The sequence below is a fragment of the Vallitalea guaymasensis genome (genome assembly GCF_018141425.1).
In the GTDB taxonomy this organism is placed as follows: domain Bacteria; phylum Bacillota; class Clostridia; order Lachnospirales; family Vallitaleaceae; genus Vallitalea; species Vallitalea guaymasensis.
Map to the genome: position 1 here is coordinate 1,968,086 of NZ_CP058561.1, position 24,378 is coordinate 1,992,463.

At 32.2% G+C, this 24,378-nt stretch carries 18 protein-coding genes; 5 read left to right on the forward strand and 13 right to left on the reverse strand.

Annotated elements, in window-relative coordinates:
• Positions 1-336: 336 nt before the first annotated feature.
• From HYG85_RS08870 to HYG85_RS08890, 5 genes are all read right to left on the reverse strand, one after another.
• On the reverse strand, positions 337-894 hold the full coding sequence (locus HYG85_RS08870; protein ID WP_212693155.1) for a hypothetical protein: 558 nt from the start codon (positions 892-894) through the stop codon (positions 337-339).
• Positions 894-2,288, reverse strand: coding sequence for a hypothetical protein (locus HYG85_RS08875; RefSeq protein ID WP_212693156.1), 1,395 nt, complete (start codon positions 2,286-2,288; stop codon positions 894-896). The genes HYG85_RS08870 and HYG85_RS08875 overlap by 1 nt, the downstream gene beginning before the upstream one ends.
• 221 nt (positions 2,289-2,509) lie before the next feature.
• The gene (locus HYG85_RS08880; RefSeq protein ID WP_212693157.1) at positions 2,510-3,844 is read right to left on the reverse strand and encodes a sodium-dependent transporter; all 1,335 of its coding nucleotides are present in this window, start codon (positions 3,842-3,844) and stop codon (positions 2,510-2,512) included.
• A 453-nt stretch (positions 3,845-4,297) separates the two neighbouring features.
• Positions 4,298-5,683 (reverse strand): tryptophanase, encoded by a 1,386-nt coding sequence (locus tag HYG85_RS08885; RefSeq protein WP_212693158.1) that lies wholly within the window; start codon positions 5,681-5,683, stop codon positions 4,298-4,300.
• 98 nt (positions 5,684-5,781) lie between these two features.
• Positions 5,782-6,165 (reverse strand): RidA family protein, encoded by a 384-nt coding sequence (locus tag HYG85_RS08890; protein WP_113672608.1) that lies wholly within the window; start codon positions 6,163-6,165, stop codon positions 5,782-5,784.
• A gap of 183 nt (positions 6,166-6,348) precedes the next feature.
• Between HYG85_RS08890 and HYG85_RS08895 the strand changes: the two genes are divergently transcribed.
• On the forward strand, positions 6,349-7,032 hold the full coding sequence (locus HYG85_RS08895) for a helix-turn-helix transcriptional regulator (protein WP_212693159.1): 684 nt from the start codon (positions 6,349-6,351) through the stop codon (positions 7,030-7,032).
• Between the two features lie 121 nt (positions 7,033-7,153).
• On the opposite strand, the gene HYG85_RS08900 is transcribed toward HYG85_RS08895, so the two are convergent.
• The 8 genes from HYG85_RS08900 to HYG85_RS08935 form a co-directional block, all read right to left on the reverse strand.
• On the reverse strand, positions 7,154-7,594 hold the full coding sequence (locus HYG85_RS08900) for a DUF523 domain-containing protein (protein WP_212693160.1): 441 nt from the start codon (positions 7,592-7,594) through the stop codon (positions 7,154-7,156).
• A 78-nt stretch (positions 7,595-7,672) separates the two neighbouring features.
• A complete protein-coding gene (locus HYG85_RS08905; RefSeq protein WP_212693161.1) occupies positions 7,673-8,545 on the reverse strand; it encodes a methionyl aminopeptidase in 873 nt (290 codons plus the stop codon).
• A gap of 26 nt (positions 8,546-8,571) precedes the next feature.
• Positions 8,572-9,246, reverse strand: a complete 675-nt coding sequence (locus HYG85_RS08910) for a DUF5680 domain-containing protein (RefSeq protein WP_212693162.1) — start codon at positions 9,244-9,246, stop codon at positions 8,572-8,574.
• A 223-nt stretch (positions 9,247-9,469) separates the two neighbouring features.
• Positions 9,470-11,008: a MutS-related protein gene (locus tag HYG85_RS08915; protein WP_212693163.1), complete on the reverse strand. Its 1,539-nt coding sequence runs from the start codon at positions 11,006-11,008 to the stop codon at positions 9,470-9,472.
• Positions 11,009-11,206: 198 nt separating this feature from the next.
• The gene (locus HYG85_RS08920; RefSeq protein WP_212693164.1) at positions 11,207-13,522 is read right to left on the reverse strand and encodes a glycoside hydrolase family 31 protein; all 2,316 of its coding nucleotides are present in this window, start codon (positions 13,520-13,522) and stop codon (positions 11,207-11,209) included.
• A gap of 34 nt (positions 13,523-13,556) precedes the next feature.
• Positions 13,557-14,438: a carbohydrate ABC transporter permease gene (locus HYG85_RS08925; RefSeq protein WP_212693165.1), complete on the reverse strand. Its 882-nt coding sequence runs from the start codon at positions 14,436-14,438 to the stop codon at positions 13,557-13,559.
• A gap of 17 nt (positions 14,439-14,455) precedes the next feature.
• Positions 14,456-15,382 (reverse strand): ABC transporter permease, encoded by a 927-nt coding sequence (locus HYG85_RS08930; protein WP_330619261.1) that lies wholly within the window; start codon positions 15,380-15,382, stop codon positions 14,456-14,458.
• A gap of 108 nt (positions 15,383-15,490) precedes the next feature.
• Positions 15,491-17,242 (reverse strand): extracellular solute-binding protein, encoded by a 1,752-nt coding sequence (locus HYG85_RS08935; RefSeq protein WP_212693166.1) that lies wholly within the window; start codon positions 17,240-17,242, stop codon positions 15,491-15,493.
• 187 nt (positions 17,243-17,429) lie between these two features.
• Between HYG85_RS08935 and HYG85_RS08940 the strand changes: the two genes are divergently transcribed.
• From HYG85_RS08940 to malQ, 4 genes are all read left to right on the forward strand, one after another.
• Complete coding sequence (locus HYG85_RS08940; RefSeq protein WP_212693167.1) at positions 17,430-19,151, forward strand: sensor histidine kinase; 1,722 nt, start codon at positions 17,430-17,432, stop codon at positions 19,149-19,151.
• A gap of 3 nt (positions 19,152-19,154) precedes the next feature.
• On the forward strand, positions 19,155-20,747 hold the full coding sequence (locus HYG85_RS08945; protein ID WP_212693168.1) for a response regulator transcription factor: 1,593 nt from the start codon (positions 19,155-19,157) through the stop codon (positions 20,745-20,747).
• A gap of 167 nt (positions 20,748-20,914) precedes the next feature.
• Positions 20,915-22,369 (forward strand): nicotinate phosphoribosyltransferase, encoded by a 1,455-nt coding sequence (locus tag HYG85_RS08950; protein ID WP_212693169.1) that lies wholly within the window; start codon positions 20,915-20,917, stop codon positions 22,367-22,369.
• Between the two features lie 289 nt (positions 22,370-22,658).
• Positions 22,659-24,173 (forward strand): 4-alpha-glucanotransferase, encoded by a 1,515-nt coding sequence (malQ, locus tag HYG85_RS08955; protein WP_244971302.1) that lies wholly within the window; start codon positions 22,659-22,661, stop codon positions 24,171-24,173.
• The last annotated feature ends 205 nt before the right edge of the window (positions 24,174-24,378 follow it).

The following is a 24,378-nucleotide window of genomic DNA, read 5'->3' on the forward strand; positions in this document are numbered from 1 at the left end:
TATACCTCCTAAGTAATTATATGTTTTCTTCGCTTTCTTATATAAAATATAAACATAAACGGTATATTATATACAAGCCCTTACATCAAGTTACGATGAAGGGCTTTTTAACGTCTACCACTACATATTACATTATTATAAACCTAAACATAGACTTTGTAAAGAAATATTATATGTAAGGATTATATCATAAAATTATTCTTTAGTTTGTTTAAGTATCTCTATCTCTTCTAATGTATATATTTTGTAGGAAGTTTTATTTTAATTATAATTGTATCGCCATTGAGTCTAACAATTTTTTTAGAAAAAACTACTTTACCAATTCATGACCATCAATCAAATATCTGTTAAAGGTTTATTTAATTCATTTTGAATAATACTTTTTAATTCTGTAATTTCAATCTTACTTTGGTCATTATCAAATAATCTCATTAAAATACTTGTAACTTTTGAAAATATAACTTGATTAGAACCATAGTCACTGTGAGCACCAACATTGAAAATTAAAACTCCTGAAGGAATATTGCTCAAATTCTTACAAACTTTTAAAGATGTGTTTAAAATAGTTTGAGCATATTCATCTGATATCCCCAAATTGACATTGTCTGAGGGGAGTGCTAATGAATCAGTAATTATTCTACCCTCTTTTTTAGCAACATTCACAATAATTTCTATGTCTTTGGTTTTTTTATAAATATATTCAACTCCTAAAAAAGCATAATATCTCGGAGCCACAAACAATTCAACAGCTATACTTTGATTATTTCTGGTTACACTATGAGAATGTTTCACTAGTGAACTCAGTGTATTAGATACCTCAAATTTCTCTAGTGGTGATTCATTCAACCAGACTTTACATTCTTTAAGATTTCCAATATTATCGATTATTATCATTATTTTAACCCCCAAAAGTTTTTAAATCCTTGATTAAACCACTCTGAAAATTGTTGAATAACTTCAGGATGATATACACTATATGGTGAAACATTGTATTTCTGTAATACTGCTTCGTGGGCTGCTTTATAAGCAATACCTTTCTGCATCATTGTAGCCTCTGCCGCTTCATGCATGTAAAAGCTTGCATCTGCCCCTGTTATTGGCTGTCCATTTGCCAATGCATTTTCAATTCTCTTTACCATTGCTTGATTTTCAGGAATATCTCCAAATCTATTTAAATGATTTTTAACTAAATCTAATCCTTTTTTACTTACTTTTATTGATTTACCATTTAGTTTGCCTAACCCATTACCAATCTCCACGCTAAGGTCAGAGTTATATGCTCCTGTATTAACTTTAATTGAAGTAGGACCTTTATTATATGTAGCACCCCAATCCATAGCACCTTGTATAATACCCACCTTAAATCCTGACGAAAAACCTTCAAGGAATGCCTTCAGTAAGCCATTCATTTGTTTATCTTTGGTAGGATATTGATTAAATAAAGGTTCTAATGATTGATGTAACCCTCTTTCGGTAATATATTTACTAATAATATTATTTGATGCATGATAAACTGTTCCATATTTGCCTTGTAATTTTTGTGCTTCGGATATTATTATTGCATCAACTAATGGTTGCCTTTGCGAATCTGCAAGTTCATTAGGAATCATCTCAATCATAGGCGTAATATTATTTTGAAATTCATTTTCCCATTCTCTAGGGGTATACGTATATGGTCTACCTTCAGCACTATCAATAATTTTTTTAGTTAATTTATAAAATTCGTCTTCCGTAAGAAGTTTATTACCTGTACCTTTTTCATTATAATATTCTGTAGTGTCTATTAAGTTGATAGAATTCTGTACGTACGAGTATAGATTTAAATCGTCGCCCCGATAACTATCTTCTTGTAATCTTTTATTATTAGTCTTTTGCCCTATATTATTGAAAAATGATACCAAATGCTCTATACATGATTTAATAATCTTGTCACCAAATAAAAAACTAAATTTGTCACTAGTATTATTTATTCTAGTCGTATCTAAATTTTCATTATTGAAATTTATAATTCCATCTTTCGCTAACAATCTTGATACTTGACTAGATAATTGACTCTCAGCTTCATTATATTCTTCTACACTTGATTTAATAAAATGACCTAAACAATATACTTTATCTTCTGCCTTATTTAATTCCGCTGACAGACTATGTGTTTGATATTCTAATCCATCTCTATAATAGATATCTTTGTCTAGATCATTAGTAATCTTAGTAAATTTATTACTAATCTCTTCAAGTTGCTGTGCCACATTTTTGATTCTATGCTCGAAATCATTTAAATCTTTCATGTGAACTGATAGCTGAGTTATAACGCCACCTCCTGTTGAAATCTTAATTTTTAATTATTAATGTAAATAGCTAATAATTTACACAAAATATACTACTATAATAAACTATAATACATATTTTTTCAACAATTTATCAGTAATAATTCATAATATTAGTTTTATATATTTTTTTATATTATTAAAGGGAATATATAACAAATATATATACTCCCTAAATTTCATTATCCAATACCACCATAAAAAATCCCTAAAATATAAACTATGATGGTAAGACCACAAAATATGTATTTTGCCATAGGTTCAAACCATGGTCCAATCTTTTTTTCTCTTCCTAACTGAGCTTGTTCCCTTGCAAATTTGGTACCACATACCCAGAAGAACATTATTCCTGCCAATAATGCACCAAGTGGAATGATATAAATGGATACTACATCCATCCAAGTGCTTAGATTATTTCCATTTTCTACTATAAGCCCTACTCCACCGCTTATTAATGCTATTATTAAAATGGCTAATCCTCTAGAGAGTTTGAATCTATTCTGCAATGTCTCAATAGGTGTTTCAAATAAATTCATCAAAGATGATATTCCAGCGAACAATACTGCTACAAAGAAAATAATTGCAAATATTCTACCTGCTGGCATTAATTTGAATACACTTGGCATTGTTATAAACATGAGTGGTGGTCCGGATGCAGGATCAAGGTTGAATGCAAATACAGATGGAATTATAACCAGTGCAGCAAGCATTGCGGCTATAGTATCAAATATAGCAACATATTTAGCTGAGTTTACAACATCTTCGTCTTTCCTTAGATAACTTCCGTAAACCAAAGTTCCTGAGCCAGCTAATGATAATGAGAAGAATGCTTGTCCTAAAGCATATACCCAGGTCTTAGGGTCTTTTAAGAATTCCCATTTAGGTAGTAATAGATATTTATAACCTTCCATTGAACCATCCAATGTCATGACTTTTACAGCCAGTATTATAAACAATCCAAAAAAAGCTGGCATCATAAATTTATTGACTTTTTCAATTCCTTTTGATACACCAAAGAACATGATGACAAAAGTTATTAATAGCCCTGCTAAATGCCAGCCAGTACTTCCTAATGTCCCTGCTATTTTACCAAAATATGCTCCACTGTTTTCAGCATTTGTCAGACTTCCTGTTATGGCACCTACTGTAAATCTAAGTATCCAGCCAACTACAACTGCATATCCAATTGCAATACCCAAAGATCCTATTACAGGAATCAATCCTATTAAATCTCCGTTTTTCTTACCTCTTCTAGCAACAGCTTTTTTAAAGGCTCCTAGAGGACCTGTTCTCATTGCACGGCCAAAAGACATTTCTCCGATTACTCCAGTAAATCCAATAACAATTACAAATATCAGATAAGGTATCAAGAAGGCTGCTCCACCAAATTGTCCTACTCTGTATGGAAACATCCACAGATTGCCCATTCCTACTGCTGACCCAATACACGCCAGTATAAATCCAGTCTTAGAATTGAATGCATCTCTTTTCTTTGATGTACTAACTTTATTACTCATTTTCTCACCTAGTATAATGAAATAATAGACTTCACATACTCTTCCTTTCTAGACTATTATGAATAATCTTATTTAGTCTATAAGAGCTATCTTATTAAATATTTACGCCATATAATATATACAGCAATGCTCCTTTATGATAAGTCAAAATTCTATTATCCTATATAATATCAGATACTAAACATAATGTCACTATCAAGACATGGTTATTCTTTTATTAATTATACAGTGAATATTATGATTTTATAAGTTAGAAGAAACAAATATAATAGAATATAAACTGAAAGATTAATGATTAAAGAAAATACATGATAATAAATTAGAGATAATCTATTAATATAAGATACCAATGAATAAATAAGATAATAAAGACTCTGTATAGCTTTTATAGGGGTATGGGATAGGCCATTAATGGCTGAACATATAGCTATACAGAGTCTAATATATTAATTACTATTTATCCAAAGGTTCAAGACTCGCTTGGAAATGTCTAAGAATAGGTGGTTCCCAAGTTATCTTATATCCTTTTACATCTTTTGCTCTTTCCTTAATTGCAATCAATGCATCTGCCATTACATCAAAATGTGCTTGAGTATAAACACGGCGAGGAATAGCTAATCTTGTAAATTCAAATGATGCTTGTAATTGTTCCCCTGTATCAGGGTCATTTCCTAACATATAAGAACCTATATCACATGTACGGATTCCCGCTTCTTTGTATAATTCAATTGCTAGTGCTTGACCTGGGAATTCATAATAAGGTATATGAGGGAACATTTTTTTAGCATCTATAAATAATCCATGACCTCCTACAGGGGCTTGGTATGCTATTCCTGCATCATCCAATCTGGATGCAAGATATTCCATCTGTCCATTACGATATTCTAAGTAACTTTCGTCAATACCTTCATTCAAACCGATTGCCAAACATTCAAGGTCACGACCTGAAAGTCCACCATATGTAATAAATCCTTCAAAAGATATTGTACGTCCTTTAACATCTTGGAACAGTTTCTCATCATCTTTTACACCAATTAATCCACCCATATTTACGATTGTATCTTTTTTGGCGCTCATAGTGAACATGTCTCCATATGAAAACATCTCTTTAACTATTTCTTTGATTGATTTATCTGCATATCCTTCTTCTCTTCTCTTGATAAAATAAGCATTTTCTGCATAACGAGCAGCATCAATGTTCATTCTGATACCATATTTTTTACAAACAGCAGCAGTTTTTCTCATATTCTCAATTGATACAGGTTGACCTCCTGCTGAGTTGTTAGTTACTGTCATAACGACTAATGCTATTTTTTCTGGTCCATATTCGTTGATTAATTTCTCTAATTTTTCTACATCCATGTTACCTTTGAAAGGTGCTCTTACTTCTGGTTTCTTGGCTTCTTCAACAACACAATCTATTGCTCTTGCACCAGTAAGTTCGACATGAGCCCTTGTTGTATCAAAGAACATATTAGATATAGCATACTTTCCTTCTCCCATTAATATACCGAACAGGACTTTTTCTGCCGCACGTCCTTGGTGAACAGGCTGAATATATTTATAATCAAAAATATCTCTAGCTGTATCTAAAAGCTTGAAATAACTTTTTCCTCCAGCATAAGCTTCGTCACCAACCATGACACCTGCCCATTGTTCCTGACTCATTGCATTGGTTCCACTGTCTGTGAGCAGATCAATATAGACATCTTCGCCTTTTAAATTGAACATATTATATTTTGCTTCTTCTATCTTTTGTTCTCTTTCTTCACGTGTAAGCATTTTGATAGTTTCAACCATTTTTATTCTAAATGGTTCTGGTACATATTTTTTAGCCATCCAATTACCTCCATACGTATTATAATTTAACTAAAGAGTGGGTACTATTAAACCCTTCAAGCAAATATAATTATGTAAACTAATAGTTGTAAAATTAATTATTTATCTAAAGCAATAGCTTCTATTTCTACCAAAGCATCTTTTGGTAATCTAGCAACCTGTATTGCCGCTCTTGCTGGATAATCACTATCTCCAAAATATTCTTTATATACTTCATTCATAGCAGTAAAATCATTCATATCCTTTAAGAAAACAGTTGTTTTCAATACATGTTGTAAAGTTACCCCACGCTCTAATAATATTTGTTTTAGATTTTCTAAAGATTGTTTTGTTTGCTCTTTTATTCCACCATCTGGGAATTGTCCTGTTGCAATATCAATTGGAAGTTGTCCTGAAACAAAGACCAATCCTGCTCCAGCAGTCCCCTGAGAATATGGTCCAATAGCTTCTGGAGCGTTTTTTGTAGCTATAATTTCTTTCATATATTTACCTCCTTATAATTTTTTATTATGATAATATTATTTTATCATCACTATAATTTTCAGTCAATATATTTAGAAACTTTTATCACATTGCATTTTTTTTATTACTATGATAATCTATTCTATATATTGATGAATAATCTAAACAAAGAAAGCTATTAAAATATCTAAGCAGGTGAAAATATGGATAATAATACATTAAAACAATATACCGGTCTTGTAAAATTCTTAGGAAAAACCCTAGGTCCTGATTACGAAATCGCTTTACATGACATACAATCAGATTCAAAATCCATTGTTGCCATAGCTAATGGTCATATCAGCGGAAGAACTGTAGGCGCACCAATGACCAACCTAGGACTTGAGATAATCGCAAACAAAGAATATAAGGATAAAGATTATAAGATAAATTACAATGGTGTCTCAAAAGACCAAAGACTATTACGTTCCTCCACCTTTTTCATAAAAGATGATGATGAAGAACTTATGGGAATGTTATGCATTAATTTTGACGACCGAAGATATACAGAACTCAGTGACAAAATATTACAGCTTTGTCATCCAGACAAATTGATAGAAGAAAATAGTAAATATAATTCTGTTGATTCTATAGTAGAAAACAGCTCAGAAACATTCTCTAATTCTATTGAAGAAGTAACTGACACTGTTCTAAACAAAGTACTCAAAGATAGTAATATACCCGTAGACCGTCTCACACAGGACGAAAGATTACAAATAGTAGACATCCTAGATCAAAAAGGCGTCTTTATGCTAAAAGGAGCAGTCAGTACAGTTGCCAACAAACTATCTTGTTCAGAACCTAGTATTTATAGATATCTAGCTAAGATTAACAAGAAAAATACATAATCTAATAGAAAATTGATACGTTTTATTAACGAAAAAACTCCTCTCTGATAACTCAATCATTATCAGCAAGGAGTTTTATAATTCTTTAATAAAATGAAACTATAATTAAACATATTAAATTCTATTCAAAATCATCAACTTCTGATTCTGTATATATCCTAATATTATTCTTACTCAAAAGTTCAGCCGTTAATCCTTCACCATCTATACGGTTACCCGAAAATGTTCCATCATAAATCAATCCATATCCACACGAAGGACTTCTTGACTGTAGAATTGCTTCATTAATACCACTAGCTCTACAGATTTCTAATGTCTTAACTGCACCTTGTCTATACGCTTCAGTAAAATCTTCCCCATCTACACTCATTACCTTCTTATTCCCATCATCATCCATAATAATCTCACAACAAGCTCTAGGTATAGGCAACTCACCTAATTGCTCTGGACAAACAGCAATAGCTCTACCTTCCTTCACCATATTTTTTATAATCTCATTCTCAGTATTTCCACCATCATATCTACAATTAATACCAGCCAAACAAGCACTCACCAAGTACATATATGTCATCCTCCAATTTTATAATCATAATAATATATTATTAAATATTATCAGATTACAAAATATATTACAATTCAATTATTTTGATATTATCTCCACACCATCCTCCGTCACAAGAATTGTATGCTCCCACTGTGCAGAAAGTGACCCATCAGAAGTTAACACAGTCCATCCATCAGCTTTATCTATAAATATCTCTCTACCTCCAACATTTATCATAGGTTCTATAGTAAATACCATCCCAGGCACCAATAACATACCAGTTCCTCTTTTACCCACATGCGACACAAAAGGTTCCTCATGAATATCTAATCCAACCCCATGACCACCAAACTCTCTAACTACTGAATATCCATTACTCTCAGCATGATTTTGCACTGCTTCAGCTATATCCCCTAAAAAGCTCTTCCAAGGTTTAACTTCCTCTATTCCTTTCTTCAAACATTCCCTAGCTACTTGAACAATTCTCTCAGCCTCTTCACTTACCTTACCAATCTTAAACATTCTAGATGCATCAGAATAATATCCATCAAGTATAGTGGTCGAGTCCACATTGATGATATCTCCTTCTATTAGAATTCTATTTCTATCAGGTATCCCATGACAAACCACATCATTAATTGACGTACAAACACTTTTTGGAAACCCATCATAATTCAGTGTAGCCGGTATCCCCCCATGAGATACAATAAAATTATGAGCTAATACATTAACTTCTTCTGTACTCATGCCTTCTCTAATATTTTCACCTATCAAATCTAAAAGACCATTATTGATCTTAGCGCTTTCTCTAATCCCAACAATCTGTTCTTTACTTTTAATTAAATCTCTAGTTGGAACTTCATATCCTTTATCAGCAAACCTTTGAAGCTCCTCATCAAAATTCATGTGGCATCTTTTATATTTTAATCCACTACCACACCAACACTTATCATTTCTATTCAGTATCATATAATCTCCTATCTTTCTTAATCCTACTATTTAATATATCCACCATTAAAATTACATTCATATATCTTGATATCCTCAAAAAATATCTCTTCATATCCTTGAAACCATTCTAATTCTCCATTAACGATACAATGGTATTTGTATTGTCCATTCTGATATACCATAGGCCCACGATATGGATACTCTTTAGGTACTAACGCCAATGCCTCTTTTAAGAACCCTTCTGAAAAAACTTCACCAATAATTCTTCCATTATAATTCATTCCCCAAATGGGACTATCATCTCTCAATAATAAATCTTCTCCTATGAATTGCTTCTTACCATGATATCTACTGATATATTTAAGATTCCCTTCAGAAAATTGCATATCATATGCATTAGACTCTGTATCTTTAACTTCAACAATATCATTAATATGTTTTTTTGCTATACACAAAAATTGTATTATATCCTCATCCTTGCAATCCTGCTTATTCTCTTCTATATATAAACGGCAATTCTCATCATAATCATTAACTAATTTATCAATACTTACTTTAAAAAGCTCACTCAATAGAATTAATCTAGCAATATCAGGATATGACTGTCCAACTTCCCATTTTGCAACTGCCTGTCTTGAAATCCCAATCATCTCGGCTAATTTTTCTTGTGATAATCCTTTTTCTTTCCTCAATTTCTGTAATTGCTTTTGGAAACTCATTTCACTCACCTCTTCATAGAACATTATACTATTAAATAATTATATTTCTACCAATCAAACATAACATTTTTGACAACCAACAGTTGCTTTTATATCTTTTTTCATTATTCTATACTATCAACCTTATTTTTTAGAGCCTTATACAGCTAAATAGAGGTCTTCCACCTTAACAGTGAAAGACCTCTATTGTATACTTTTTAGAATTCAAATAACACATTCTACTTTATAACTCCATAACTTCTATTCGCTTATTAATCAAATCAACCAAATCACCTGGATACTTGATAAATTCCAGTATTTTAATTGCATTACGAGTAGAAGTAATTCCTTTATGAACTTTGTAATCAAATTCAAGAGAATCCTTAGTAACATTCTCTGTAAAATAATAATATTCGTAACCCTTCAATTCAGGTAAAATCTGCAAGTCATGTGTTGCAACCAAAGTCTTGGTATTGGCGGCAGCTAAGAGATTCAATATCTCCATTGATGCAGCAAGTCTTTCAACTGGATTAGTACCTTTGAATATTTCATCTATAAGTATTAACAACGGAGTCTCATCATTACATGAATCAACCATACGTTTAATGGCTTCTGCCTCCATAAGGAAATAACTTTTACCTTGCAAAATATCATCATTAAGACTTATTGAAGTAACAAGCCTATAAAACTTAGCTCTATGCTCCTTGGATAAACTAGTACAAATACCTTGAGCGAAGAGTGAATTCAACCCTACAGTTCTTAAGAAAGTAGACTTACCGCTCATATTAGAACCTGTAATAGCTATTGATGAACCTATATCAATTGTATTGGATATTGGATTTTTCAGTAATGGATGGTACATATCTATTATATTTATATCATCAAATTCATTGTCCATATCAGGTTCACAATAATATTTTAAATCCCTGCGATACCTGTCAATACTTAACCCTGCATCTAAATCGCCAACATTATTATATAATCTAATCAAATCTTTTTTATTTTTATTAATCAAACTTGATACTCTCAAGAAATTAATCTCTTTTATCAAGAACAAGATGTTTATATAATCACCAATAACATCTAATCCTTCAACCTTGAAGATTGCTGAACCTTTTTTAGTTATCTTGGATAACTTGGAATTCAGTTCTTTCAATCTATCTGCTAGATCAGGTGACACTTTTTCTACTGATTTCCAATTCTTCTTACTGAAAGACAGTATCTTAATGATATAACCGATAACTTGTAACTGAGCATTATAGGTCATGGAAAATCTAAAATGAATTATAATACTAGCGGCCATGGTTATAATGAACAAAGGCAGAGCTGTGAAATTCATTGTAATTAATGAAACAGCAAGTATACCTACATTTAATATTACTAACAATATCATACCAATCAACAATAGATTATTAATCAAAAAACCTTTGTTTATAGTCTCTCTAAAATCAAAATCACAATATTTAATCCTTGATAAAGCTAGTCTAAGATTATTTGATACTGCCCTGTCTTTCTTGAAGCTGTTGATATGATTTTTACGCTTATTAAAATCTTCTTTATTGTCAGCTGGGTTTCTCAACCAGCAATATAACTTTTCTTCTCCTGGTGTTGTCACAGTATGATTGATATCGGCAAAAACATTATCCATATCAAGATCCTGCCAAGTTACTTCATCAATATGCGCTTCAGATTCTTTATAGTACTTATTTGTTGAAGCTAACAGTTTAAAATCAATTTCCTTATACTTCTTTTTCCTTATAAAATCCTTATTGCCAAATAACATTTTTATCATCCTCAAGTTTTATAGTGTAAATTACTGCAAAGTATTTAGTACTCCAAGTATTTGATTACTTACTCAATTAGTCAGTCAGTCTAAATTTAATTTATGTAAATACTATCAGATTATAAAATATAATGCAATATAAGGATGATAAAAATTTTTCCCAATAGATTTTTAATCATATGTTGTAGCATTTTAATATTAATATTTTATTATATTAAAATTGTATTCTTTGTTATTATCACTGACATAATCAACTATATCACCTTCAACAATTACTTTAACGCAATCTTTATCACTATAAATATTAATATCCTGCTTTTGGTTATCTTCTGCATCTACTGTTGTATACATATCCAACTGGATATTTGCCCAATCAATATCCTTAGTACATTGGCTTACAGCAACTTTAGGTATAATACTTCCATCCTTGACAAATATAAGTATAGGAAGGCTCTCATTCTTTGCACTTATCCATCTGCCCCCTTTGAATCTATTATTAGTTCCATACTGCACCCAATCACCTACTGGAAGATAAACTTCTCTCTTATCACAATCAGGTTCAAAAATAGGAGCTACCAACAAATTCTCACCGAAGAAATACTCATCCTCAATAAGCCAAGCTGTTTTATCTTCAGGGAATTCAAAGAATAATGTTCTCATCATTGGATACCCATTCATAGCACTTTTTACAGCTTCTGTATATATGTAAGGCATTAATTGATATTTTAATTCTACTGATTCTCTAAAGACTTTAACAAACTCATTACTATATTCCCATGGCTCTTTTGGCGGCTCTCCATGACATCTGCTGTGAGAAGTCAACATTCCAAAAGGCATCCATCTAGTATATAACTCTTCTGGACTTTTTCGAACAAAACCTCCTATGTCATGGCTCCAGAATGTAAATCCGCATAAACCCAAAGATAATCCAGCTCTTAAGGATGCTGCCATAGCACTATCAGTATTTTCTGCATCTCCACCCCAATGCAATGGGTATCTCTGGCTACCACTCCAAGCGCTTCTTGCCCATATGATAAATTCATTGTTTACTTCTTTAGTTACCTCTGATACTGCTTTGTTGTATCTTAGAGGATATAAATTGTGTTCATAATGACCGCTCTTACCAGAAGCATATCTTCCAAATATAGGCGCAGCTTCACCAAAATCAGCTTTGATGGCTCCTACTCCCATTTCAAGCAACTTCCTAAGTAGATTCTGATACCATTTTACAGCATCTTCATTACTAAAATCTATTATTGCATCTTCAGTTGGCAGTTCATTATCTTCTGATAATACTACATAACCTTTTTCTATGGCTTCTGCATATAACTTGTTGTATGGTGTAAAATAAGGCAACTGCCATAAACTAATATGAAAACCTGATTCCTTCAAGTCTTCAATCATCTTTCTTGGGTCATCAAATCTGTTTTTTGAGAATTCGTAATCACAACGCCAATCTTTTTCAAACCACCCTGTATCAATATGAATAACATCACAAGGTATTTTATTTTCTCTTAATCTATGTGCTACCTGCCTGACTTCATCTTCTGCTTTATATGTAATCCTGCTCATCCATAATCCAAAAGACCATAAAGGAGGAACTTCACTTCTACCAGTTAATGCTGTATATTCTGATACTACTTCCTTAGGATTACCTATGAAAATGAACATATCAACCGTATTATCGCTTACATAAGTTGTCAAAGTATCATCATACAGTGAACCGAAATCAAAGCTCATTGGTGTAGATGTATTAACAAACATTCCATAACCTCTGGAACTAATATAAAATGGTATAGGCTTGTACATATCCTTAGTCTGAGCTCCATTAGCATCTATTGTACATAGAGGGATATATTGTCCCCTTTTGTTTAGCCTAGTAAAAGATTCACCGCATCCATAGATCTTTTCATCATGGGCAAGCCCAAAAGATGCTGCCATCATCTTTTTGAAATCACTAGAACGTCTAACAATAGAAAAAGGAATGGGTTCATTATTTTTCAAGCAGTAACTATCTCCAAAAGTACGAGTTTGAGTTATAATATTGTCTTTATCATCATATATAAAAATCCTGAAAGGATTATATTCCAAAACAACTTTCCCATATTTACTTGAATATGTTATTTTATCATTACCTTCTTCAACATCCCAATTATATTTTGCTGGTTCTTTCAAGAGCATCATAGACTGCTCTTCCTTAACAATCCTATTTCCAAGATTAAATTTCAGCCTAATAGTTCTATCTGAAACAAATGAAATAGAAAAAGGATAACATGGGTTTTCCTCATATTCTGGGGGGAATTCCCATATAGGTGTTTTTTCATAACTTAACGCTATATTGTTGAATGCCATTCTTGGCTTATTACTGTAACGATCCCATCTAATCTTTCCCGTTTGACTATTCTTATCAAAATCACTTACTTGTACTGCATTGAAGATTAAGTCATTATCTCCTGAAAACATTTCTCTTATATCAATAGTTTTATTTAGCAAATCACTTTTAGTATGTATCATAATATCACCCTTCATAATTGAATTTAACTATAATTTACCCCTTTACGGAACCAATAACAAGTCCTTTCACAAAATATTTTTGAACAAAAGGATATATACATAGAATTGGTATGATAGCTATTACCAACTGAGCCGCTGTAAAATTCTTATCAGAAAGCATTTTGACATATTCTATGTCTGAGGCTGTTATTTTTCCTTCTGCAAAAGACGGCAACAGCATCTGTCTCAAATAAGTCTGTAACGGAAACTTTGCTTGGTCGTTAAGATATATCATACCCATGAACCATTCATTCCAGTGACCTACTGCTTCAAATAAGGTCAATGTAGCAATACCCGGTTTTGACAAGGGTAAAAATATTTTGAACAGAATGTTGAAATGACCTGCTCCATCAATCATTGCTGCTTCTGATAAGCTTTTTGGAAGAGAACGATAGAAGTTCATCATTAATATAATAGAAAATATAGGTACAGCACCTGGCCATATCAAAGCCCAGAAGGAGTTAAGAAGTCCTACATCCCTTACCACTAGATAAGTAGGAATCAGACCTCCCTTGAACAACATTGGAAATACTAAGAGCCATACTAAAAATGTTCTGCCTTTTAATTGATTGGATTCCTTTGATAAAGGATATGCTGTTACGCATATTATGAACATGTTAACGCTGACACCCACTAGAACTCTACCCATAGATACAAAAAATGCACGAACAAAATCCCATGAGGACAGTACTCTCTCATAAGCCAATGTATGGAATCCAACAGGCCATAAAGTAACTAAATTAGCTGACGTCGCTGCTTTGTTACTGAAAGATACTGCTATTATATGAATTATAGGTATTAGGCATGATAATGCTAATAACCCTAAAAATATGTAGTTAAATCCATCAAATGCTTTTGACCCAACTGATTTTTTCAATATTTCTCACCTCTTTACTAGAAAATTCTATAGTCTGCGAATTTATATGCTAATGTATAGGAAATACCTATCATAATGAATGATACAACTGATTTGAACAGCCCTACAGCAGTAGACAGACTGAATTGTGCGCTTTCAAGTCCTACCCTGTAAACAAATGTATCAATAATATCACCAGTCTCATAAACTACCTCGTTGTACATAATCAATATCTGGTCAAACCCAGCGTTCAATATATTTCCTATACTAAGAGTTGCAAGCAGTATAATGGTAGGAAGAATCCCTGGCAGAGTTATATGCAAGGCTTGTTTCAAACGATTAGCTCCATCCATCCTGGCTGATTCATATAATTGAGGGTCAATACCTGTCATAGCCGCTAGATAGATGATTGCCCCATAACCAAAACTTTTCCATACATCCGTCAAAATCATTGTCCCTCTAAAATATCTGTTATCACCTAGAAACATGATACTCTCATGCCCAAAAAGATTGATGACCTGATTAATCAAACCATCGGCAGAAAGTAAATCAACGAAGATACCCCCAATAATAACCCAGGACAGAAAATATGGGAGATAAACAATGGTCTGAACCGTTTTTTTGTATCTTCTATTTTTGATTTCATTGAGTAACAGTGCGAATACAATTGAAAATAAAGTACCTATCAAAATTTTACCAATAGCCATTATCAAGGTATTGCTTAAGATTTCTTTGAAATCAGGCATTTCAAAGACGTATTTGAACCATTTCAATCCAACGAATGGAGAACCAAAGAAACCATTGACTGGTTGATAATCCTGAAAAGCTATAGAAACACCATACATCGGATAATAGGAAAAAATCAAAAGTAAAATTCCAGCAGGTATAAGCATAATGTATAGAGGCCAATTCTGTTTCATATTCCATTTGGTCTTAATCCTATGTACAGATTGTTTATTAACCACTTTTTACGTACCTCCTTCAATATTTTTTATCTAATAATTCATAATATTTTGTCTTTTATTAGTAGATTTGTTGTAAAGGGGGCTGCCAATACAGCCCCATATAATTTATTATTTGTTTTTATACCATTCGTTGACTTCTTTAGTTATTTGTTCTCCACCTGCTTTGTACCATTCATCAATAAATTCGTCAAAAGCGGAAATAGGTTTTTCTCCTATTATTATTTTAGTAAATGTTTCTGATTGAAGTTTCTCTAGGTATGTATTTTTGTCAACCATTGTTTTTGTAGGTGCACTTTGGAACTCATTAAGTTCTATTATATCTTGTTCTAATACTTGCTGATATAGATCAAGGTTGGCTACATGAGTATCCATCATAGTTGGATATTGTCTAAAGTTATCCATGTAATCACGATAAGCATCCATATCCAGCTGGTCAAGAGTATCATTTTTATAAGCATCTGCCATTCTTAAGTATTTATCAAATAATTCCATTGGATAATGGTTGTATTTGAATCCATAGAATGTATGAACAGGATTACCAGGATAAGTATTGAAGAATACATCTGGTCCTTCAACAGAATATTCCCAAATCTGGTCTTCAGGGTCTGCATCTGGATTAATTGGGTCTTTTGCTTCTTCATATGGATATTTGAACTCATAACCATACTCATTTTTCATTAAATCCCTTAATTCCTTGTTGTCTCTATATTGTGAGTCTAGATGTTCATTCAACATATATATGAGAGCTTCTGGATGTTCACAATTAGCACTGATAGCACGACCATAGTTAAAATATCCGTTATCTATATCATGCATTACACTAGCTTTTCCATCTGGTCCTTTTAATGGTGGAACAGGTACCATGTAAGAATCTGGAGCATTGGTCATTAGATCTGGGAAAGGCCAAAATACATACCACCAGTTCCCGTATATAGCCATACCTTTACCTGCTACAAAAGACTCCATGTTCTTGGTATCATCTTTCACGAAGAATTCTTTATCAATGTATCCTTTTTCATACCAATCCCTTAATGTCTGTAAACCTTCTTTTACTTTTGGCTGTACACTACCAAAAACCAATTCACCATTTTCATCTTTAACCCATTTATCCGGATATGCTCCATGTGCTTCCATTATAGGTTGGATGTTATATACATATGGTAGTCCATCACTATGTTTTGCTTTATAAGCAGCCAATATATCTTCGAATTCTGCTAATGTAGTTGGAATATCTTTTCCTAGCTCATCTAGCACGTCTTTTCTTAACCACATATTCTTCCAGTTAGCTGCAAATAAGTCGTCAGCTTCTGGGAATGCATAATATTTACCATCTTTTGAGAACATTGAGAAGAAGTTTCCATCAAGCTGGTCTTGGAATTGTTCAATCATATATTTAGTAAGAGGTGAAGCATATTCTTCTATCAAATCGTTCAAAGGTAGAATCATTCCTGAATCAATCAGATTAGAACAAACATCTCCAGCTTCAACACTAATGATATCTGGAATATCATTACTTACAATGGCTAAATTCAACTTCTGATTATCTGTCTCTACATCTGGAACAAGCCATTTACGCTCATATTTGATTCCTAATTGTTCTTCAGCCCATTTTTCATATTGACCATAGTCTTTATCATTCTTCTTGTTTCTATGACCTGTCAAAGTTATGGCTGGCTCATATTTATGAAACCATTTATCCTTACCTTCTTCAACAGTGTCAGATTCTTTTGAATCTCCATTTTCTTGATTTACAGAACTATTATCAACTTCTTTTTTTGTATCATCTTTTTTACTGCATCCTGAAAAAACTAATCCTGTAGCCATGATTAAAACAACTAATAAGCTAATTGTTCTTTTCATCTTCTATCTCCTCCTTAAAATTTATAATGCACTTATAATTTATAGTATTTTTTAGTATTTCACCACAACATATTTTAATATTTCTTGCTCAATATTAACATGTTATTGCATTTTTATTAATTTCCATTGTATATTACCCTAATTTTTAATAGAATTGATATATAGACATCAATAAAAGGAGCTTGCCATGAGACATATACTGAGATCTTCATTATCAAAAAAACTTATTATAAATTTCCTCATTGTAATAATTATAATAACTCTAATCAATCTATGGGTCAGTTACACTAACGTGGGATTGGTTAAAAAAGAAGTCCTTGATTCATATTCCAACTCTCTTCATTTGTTATCAGAGGAATTAAATAATCTATTGCTTGATAAAGAAACTGTTGCTAAACAATTAGTATATGATGATGATATATTGGCACTGAACCAGTCACCACAAAATAAGGTTTCTTGGGAATATATGGAGCTATATAAAAAATTGAAATTCATACATGGCACCAATGCTCTCCAATCTCACATCATGGTTTTTCTATATAATAAGAAATTACTATTTTCATCAATATATGGTACAGATTATATTGACGAAACCTATAATTTCAATAACTTCTTTGATGCAAGGAAAAACAGTCAATGGATATATAAATACAGTAACTTAGAGGATAATTACGTATTAAGTTACTACAAAGCCCCCTTCCACAATACTCAAACAGGGGTACTGGCTTACATAGAAATAAATGTTGACGAGATACAAAAACTATTGGGAAACCTGTCCATAAAAGATAGTGGTACCATATTTTTGACTGACGAAAAAGGTTTTTCAGTTTTCTCCAAACAACAGATTCCTTTTGATAAACAATCTGTTCTTGATACAATCAATAATTCAAATAATAACACAGGTATATTCAATCATAAATACGATAACACTCAACTTAAGATAATCTATAATAAGATGCCTACAACCAATCTAACCCTGGCAATGGCATTTCCTGTTGAAAACATCATGAAACCTATTAAACAAAGTCAGACTCTTCTTTTCATAATAGTAGGATTATCAATACTTCTAGCTGTGGGTTTTACCATGTTTTCATATAGGAAAGTCCTTCATCCCATTAATCAATTGGTTGAAGGTATGCGTGAAGCCAGTAAGGGAAATTTCAAAATACAGTTAGAACATAATTACAAACACGAAACAGCATTCATGCTTGACCAATTCAACCTCATGGTCAATGAGATTGATTCCTTGGTTAAAGAAGTATACGAAAATAAGCTGAATTATCATCAATCACAGTTGAAACTTCTTCAATCACAGATTAATCCTCATTTTTTATATAACTGCCTTAATTTTATTTACCAAATGTCTGTATTAGAAGATACAGAAGGTGCTGCGGAAATGTCCTTGTATCTAGGAAAATATTTTCGCTTCGCTACAAAATCGGATCAGAATCTAGTAACACTGAAAGAAGAACTGGATAATATTCATTCTTATGTAAAGATACAACAAATGCGTTATCCTGGTAAAATTAATTATTCGATAGATTTAGAACCGAGAATTGCTGATTTTATCGTCCCAAGGCTTATTATACAACCTCTGGTAGAAAATGCAATAATACATGGTATGGAAACTCTTACTAATAGCGCAAACATATATATCAGCGCAAGTTTAGAAGATAAAATGATTATAGTCATAGTAGAAGATGACGGAAGGGGTATCACAAAAGAACAAGCAGGACAAATAAACAATACCCTTGATGAAATGAGGTTAGATAAATCTGGTCATGCCCTTAATAATACCCATTGGCGTTTAAAATTAAAGTTTGGAGAGGAAGCTGGACTTCGTATTGAATCAAGACAACCAAAAGGAACTATTGCTAAGATTACAATTCCAATAGATAAGGAGTGTTAACTTATGTTCAATTTATTAATTGTTGATGATGAAATAACTGCTGTCAAAGGATTAGCTTATGGTATAAGCTGGAATGATATAGGTATAGATGAAATATTTACTGCATATAACGGTCAAGAGGCTCTTGAAATAATTAATAATCATAAAATCGATATATTGATATCAGATATAAGAATGCCATTGATAACAGGTCTTGAACTAGCCGAAAAAATACAAGAAACCTATCCTTTGACCAAAATCATATTAATATCTGGATATGATGAATTTGATTATGCCCAAGAAGCCATCAAATACCAAGTTTTTAGATATCTAACCAAACCCATAGCCAATGAAGAAGTAAAAGAAGTTGTAAATGAAGCACTAGGGGACATAAAAAACAGCTTGAAGAAAAATAAGGAACTTGAAAAAGCCAATCTGCAAATTGAAGAAATGATGCCTTATGTCATCAAAGATTATTATGAAGAAATAATTATAAAAGGTAATACTTTTCTATTAGATGATGTTGAAGCAAATAAATACCTCTCCATTAACTCAGAAGACTATTTCTTGATGCTTACTTGTAAAGTAGATGGACCTTATGTAAATATGCCCTTGAAAACTAGAGAAACATACAAACTTGCTTTTGTTAATACTATTAAAAAATATGTTTCCATACTTCCACCCATATATACTATTTACGATCACTATAATCATCTCATATTTGTTTATAGCAGCAACTCCATTTCTAAGCTTAACCAATTAGAATCTGCTATCTCAAAATTGGCTGAAACCATTCAGTATACATTCAGACATTCATTGGGTCATATATTATCAATGACTTGGAGCAAGATTTCATCAATACCTAATATTCACGAAACATATAAAACCCTTAACAATCAAATTAACCGTCATCTTCATAACGAAACAGGTATTATCATATCTCCTAGCCAAAAAAAGAAACAACAATCAAATCAATGTTTATTCAATATGAGGGAATGCCCTACCTTCAAATCATTGTTAGAGTCTTTTGACGTCAACAGATGTGTACAAAAGATACAACTAATATTTGAAGAATACTCTAATCTTGATTATCAGACAAAAGATTTGACCCTCAATATATTCTATACCTTAACCAATAATCTAATAGAGTCATCCATAAGCAACAATCTGTCAATAAATGAATGGGTTACGGACGAGAGTTATCTTTACAGCTATGAATCCATAGAATCAGTAAAACATCTGGAAGAATGGTTAATCATCAATACACAAAATTATATCAATCATATTCTCTCTGAGACAGAAACAGAAAAACATGCTCTCATTAGGAAAGCAAAGCAATATATTCTAGATAATTATACAGAGCAAATATTACTCAATGACATAGCCAATGAATTATACATACATCCCAATTACTTATCAAAGCTGTTCAAAGATAACGAAAACATTAATATAACCCAATACATTACCAACCTTAGAATTGAACACGCAAAAGAATTACTAACTGAGAATACTCATAAAATATATGAGATTGCTGAAATCTGTGGCTACAGCAGTATAGCTCACTTTAATCGTACTTTTAAAAGAGAAGTGGGTGTAAGTCCCAAAGAATATAAATAGAAATAAGCTAACTCAATTATTTTATCAGTTATTAGCATAATATCTTGATTGTTATGTTATAATAGTATAAACTATAAAAAAATGACTAAGCAACAACAATGATTTTATAATAAAATACAAATAATTTTCTATTAATATTTTACTATTTACGAAAGAAGGAATTATAAATGCATGGCGCGGATTTAACATTGCTGACAGATTTTTACCAATTAACTATGATGCAAGGTTATTATGACCTTAATTCAAGAGACCAGATTGCTGTGTTTGACCTTTTTTACAGGGTTAATCCACATGGAAGCAGTTTTTCAATTGCTGCTGGTCTAGAACAGGCAATAAGTTACATCAATAACATTCATTTTACTGAAGAAGATATTGAATATTTAGCTGAGCAAAATATATTCAAAAGCGATTTTCTAGATTATCTTAGAACATTTAAGTTTACTGGAAATATATATGCTGTACCTGAAGGAACAATTGTATTTCCTAATGAACCAATATTAAAAGTTGTGGCTCCTTTATGTGAAGCACAGCTTATTGAAACTGCACTTCTTAATATTATCAATCATCAGAGTCTTATAGCTACTAAAGCAGCTCGTGTAAAATGGGCAGCAGGTGATGACGTTGTCCTTGAATTCGGTTTACGTAGAGCACAAGGGCCAGATGCAGGTAATCTAGGAGCTAGAGCCGCTGTTATAGGTGGATGTAGTGCAACCTCTAACGTAATGGCTGCAAAATGGTTTGATATCCCTGCAAAGGGTACACACGCTCACAGTTGGGTCATGAGTTTTCCTGATGAACTGACATCATTCAGGAAATATGCAGAACTCTATCCTATGAACTGTCTATTACTTGTTGATACATACGATACATTAAAATCCGGGGTTCCAAATGCTATAAAAGTCTTTAATGAACTAAAAGACAAAGGAATTAAACCAGATTTTTATGGAATCAGACTGGATAGTGGTGATTTATCATACCTATCCAAAAAAGCTAGGATAATGTTGGATGAAGCAGGTTTTGAAGATGCTATCATCAGTGCTTCAAGTGACCTTGACGAATATCTGATTCGTGATCTAAAGCTACAAGGTGCTAAGATTACACTATGGGGTGTAGGAACCAATCTTATTACTTCAAAAGGTAATCCATCATTTGGAGGAGTATATAAACTTTCTGCCAAATATGAAGATGATGAGTTTATTCCAAAAATGAAAATATCTGAGAACCCTGAAAAAATAACTAATCCTGGTAATAAAAAGATTATAAGGGTATACAACAAACGTTCTGGTAAAATAAAAGCTGATCTCATTGCTCTTAATCATGAAAAAGTTGATGAGTCAAAACCATTGATTTTATTTGACCCAGAAGCTACATGGAAACAATTGAAATTACAACCAGGTACTTATTATACAAGAGAATTGTTAGAACCAATATTTATTGATGGTAAATGTGTTTACGAAACTCCAAGCACTTTTAGTATCAAAGAGTACTGTGAAAAAGAATTATCTACTCTATGGCCTGAATCAAGAAGACTTATGAATCCTCAGAATGTCTATGTTGACTTATCCCATGAGCTATTTGAATTGAAACAATCCATGATAAAGCAATATAGAAATCAACAATAACCATTCAATAACAATAGTAATAAAATAACCTAAAAGAATATGTGCTGTCTCTTAATATGAAATCTATTATGGGACAGCACTTTTTTGTGTATAATTAGGAAACCAGATCAACCAAGCTATTTAATTAGCTTACCTGCATACAATATTGAAGTTGGTAAGTAGTTAGTTGATTAAATAATTTATTGTTAGCAAATACTATGTATAGATTAGTTTTTTGTGAATTAATTATAATAAAATATAAATAATTTTACATGTTGAATCATATTATATTTATTTAGGAGGGATCACATTGAAGGATATTAATACTATTATTAACAACAAAAGATTGTCTGGCATATTACTACACCCCACATCTCTTCCAAGTAAATATGGTATAGGTGATTTAGGCAGTGGTGCATATGACTTTATTGATTTTCTAGTTAAAAGCAATCAAAAGCTTTGGCAGGTACTGCCATTAGGTCATACAGGTTTTGGAGATTCTCCATATCAATCCTTTTCGTCTTTTGCGGGACAGCCGTTAATTATAAGCCCAGAAATATTAATTGAAGCAGGTTTGATTGATCCTGAAGACACTAAGCCTATTCATGCTCACCAATCCCATAACATAGATTACGGCTCAGTAATTAATTACAAATTCTCTATCTTGAAAAAAGCTTATGACAACTTTCTAAAAACCAATGATAATTCTTTATATAATGATTGGTTAACCTTTTGTAATGATGAAAAATATTGGCTTGATGATTACTCCTTGTTTATGGCTTGCAAAGATTATTTTGATGGTAGAATGTGGCCCTGTTGGGATAGTGAAATAGCTCATCCTTCAAAAGGCAGTATACTGGTGTGGATTAATAAGTTATCCTATGATATAGATTTCTATAAATTCATTCAATTCATTTTTTATGAACAGTGGAACAAAGTTAAGAAGTATGCTAATGAACATGGCATACTCATTATCGGAGATATACCTATATTTACTTCTTTTGACAGTAGTGATGTATGGGCTGACAAAGAGTTGTTTTTATTGGATTCTAAGGGATATCCAACCCATGTAGCTGGTGTTCCTCCTGATTATTTTAGTCCTACAGGACAATTATGGGGAAATCCATTGTACCATTGGGATAATCATAGAAAAACATCCTATAGATGGTGGATAAGCAGATTGGCTCATACCCTAAAATTGGTTGATATCGTGAGGATTGATCATTTCAGGGGTTTTGAGAGTTATTGGTCCATTCCTTATGGTAATGAAACTGCAATCAAGGGTACTTGGAAAAAAGGACCTAACAAAGAACTATTCAACGCTTTTATCAATGCACTGGGAACCGAATTACCTATTATTGCAGAAGATCTTGGAATAATAACAGATGAAGTAAAAAAATTAAGAGATGATTTTAATCTTCCGGGTATGAAAATATTACAGTTTGCTTTTGAAGATTTGGAAGACAATGATTTTCTACCTCATAATTATGGTTCTAACAGCATCTGCTACAGTGGTACACACGACAATGATACAACTGTTGGATGGTATAATAAAGCTGATAGGATGAAACAAGATAAAGTCAGGCGATATATGAACACTGATGGAAGGAACATTTCTTGGGACTTCATTAGAGCTTGTTATGGTTCAGTCTCCAAGATGGCAATAGTCCCACTTCAGGATATTCTATCTCTGGATAGCCATGCAAGGATGAATATTCCAGGTTCATCCATGGGCAACTGGCAATGGAGATACACCAGTGACATGTTGACTGATGATATCGCTGACAGGTTAAGAGAGATTACGAAATTATATGGAAGAGATTAACAAATAAGTAAACTCCATCTTAAAAACTATAGCGATTTTTAGATATTAATGATATAATTATGTTACATGTATAAGATATTTTTATATAAGCTTAAGAGTCAAGTGTTATGTGATTTATTTTACTTGTATTTTGAAGGATTATCTTTTGTAAAATGAACCACATAACTCTTTCTGTCTCATAAGCTTATAATCAAAACATATACTT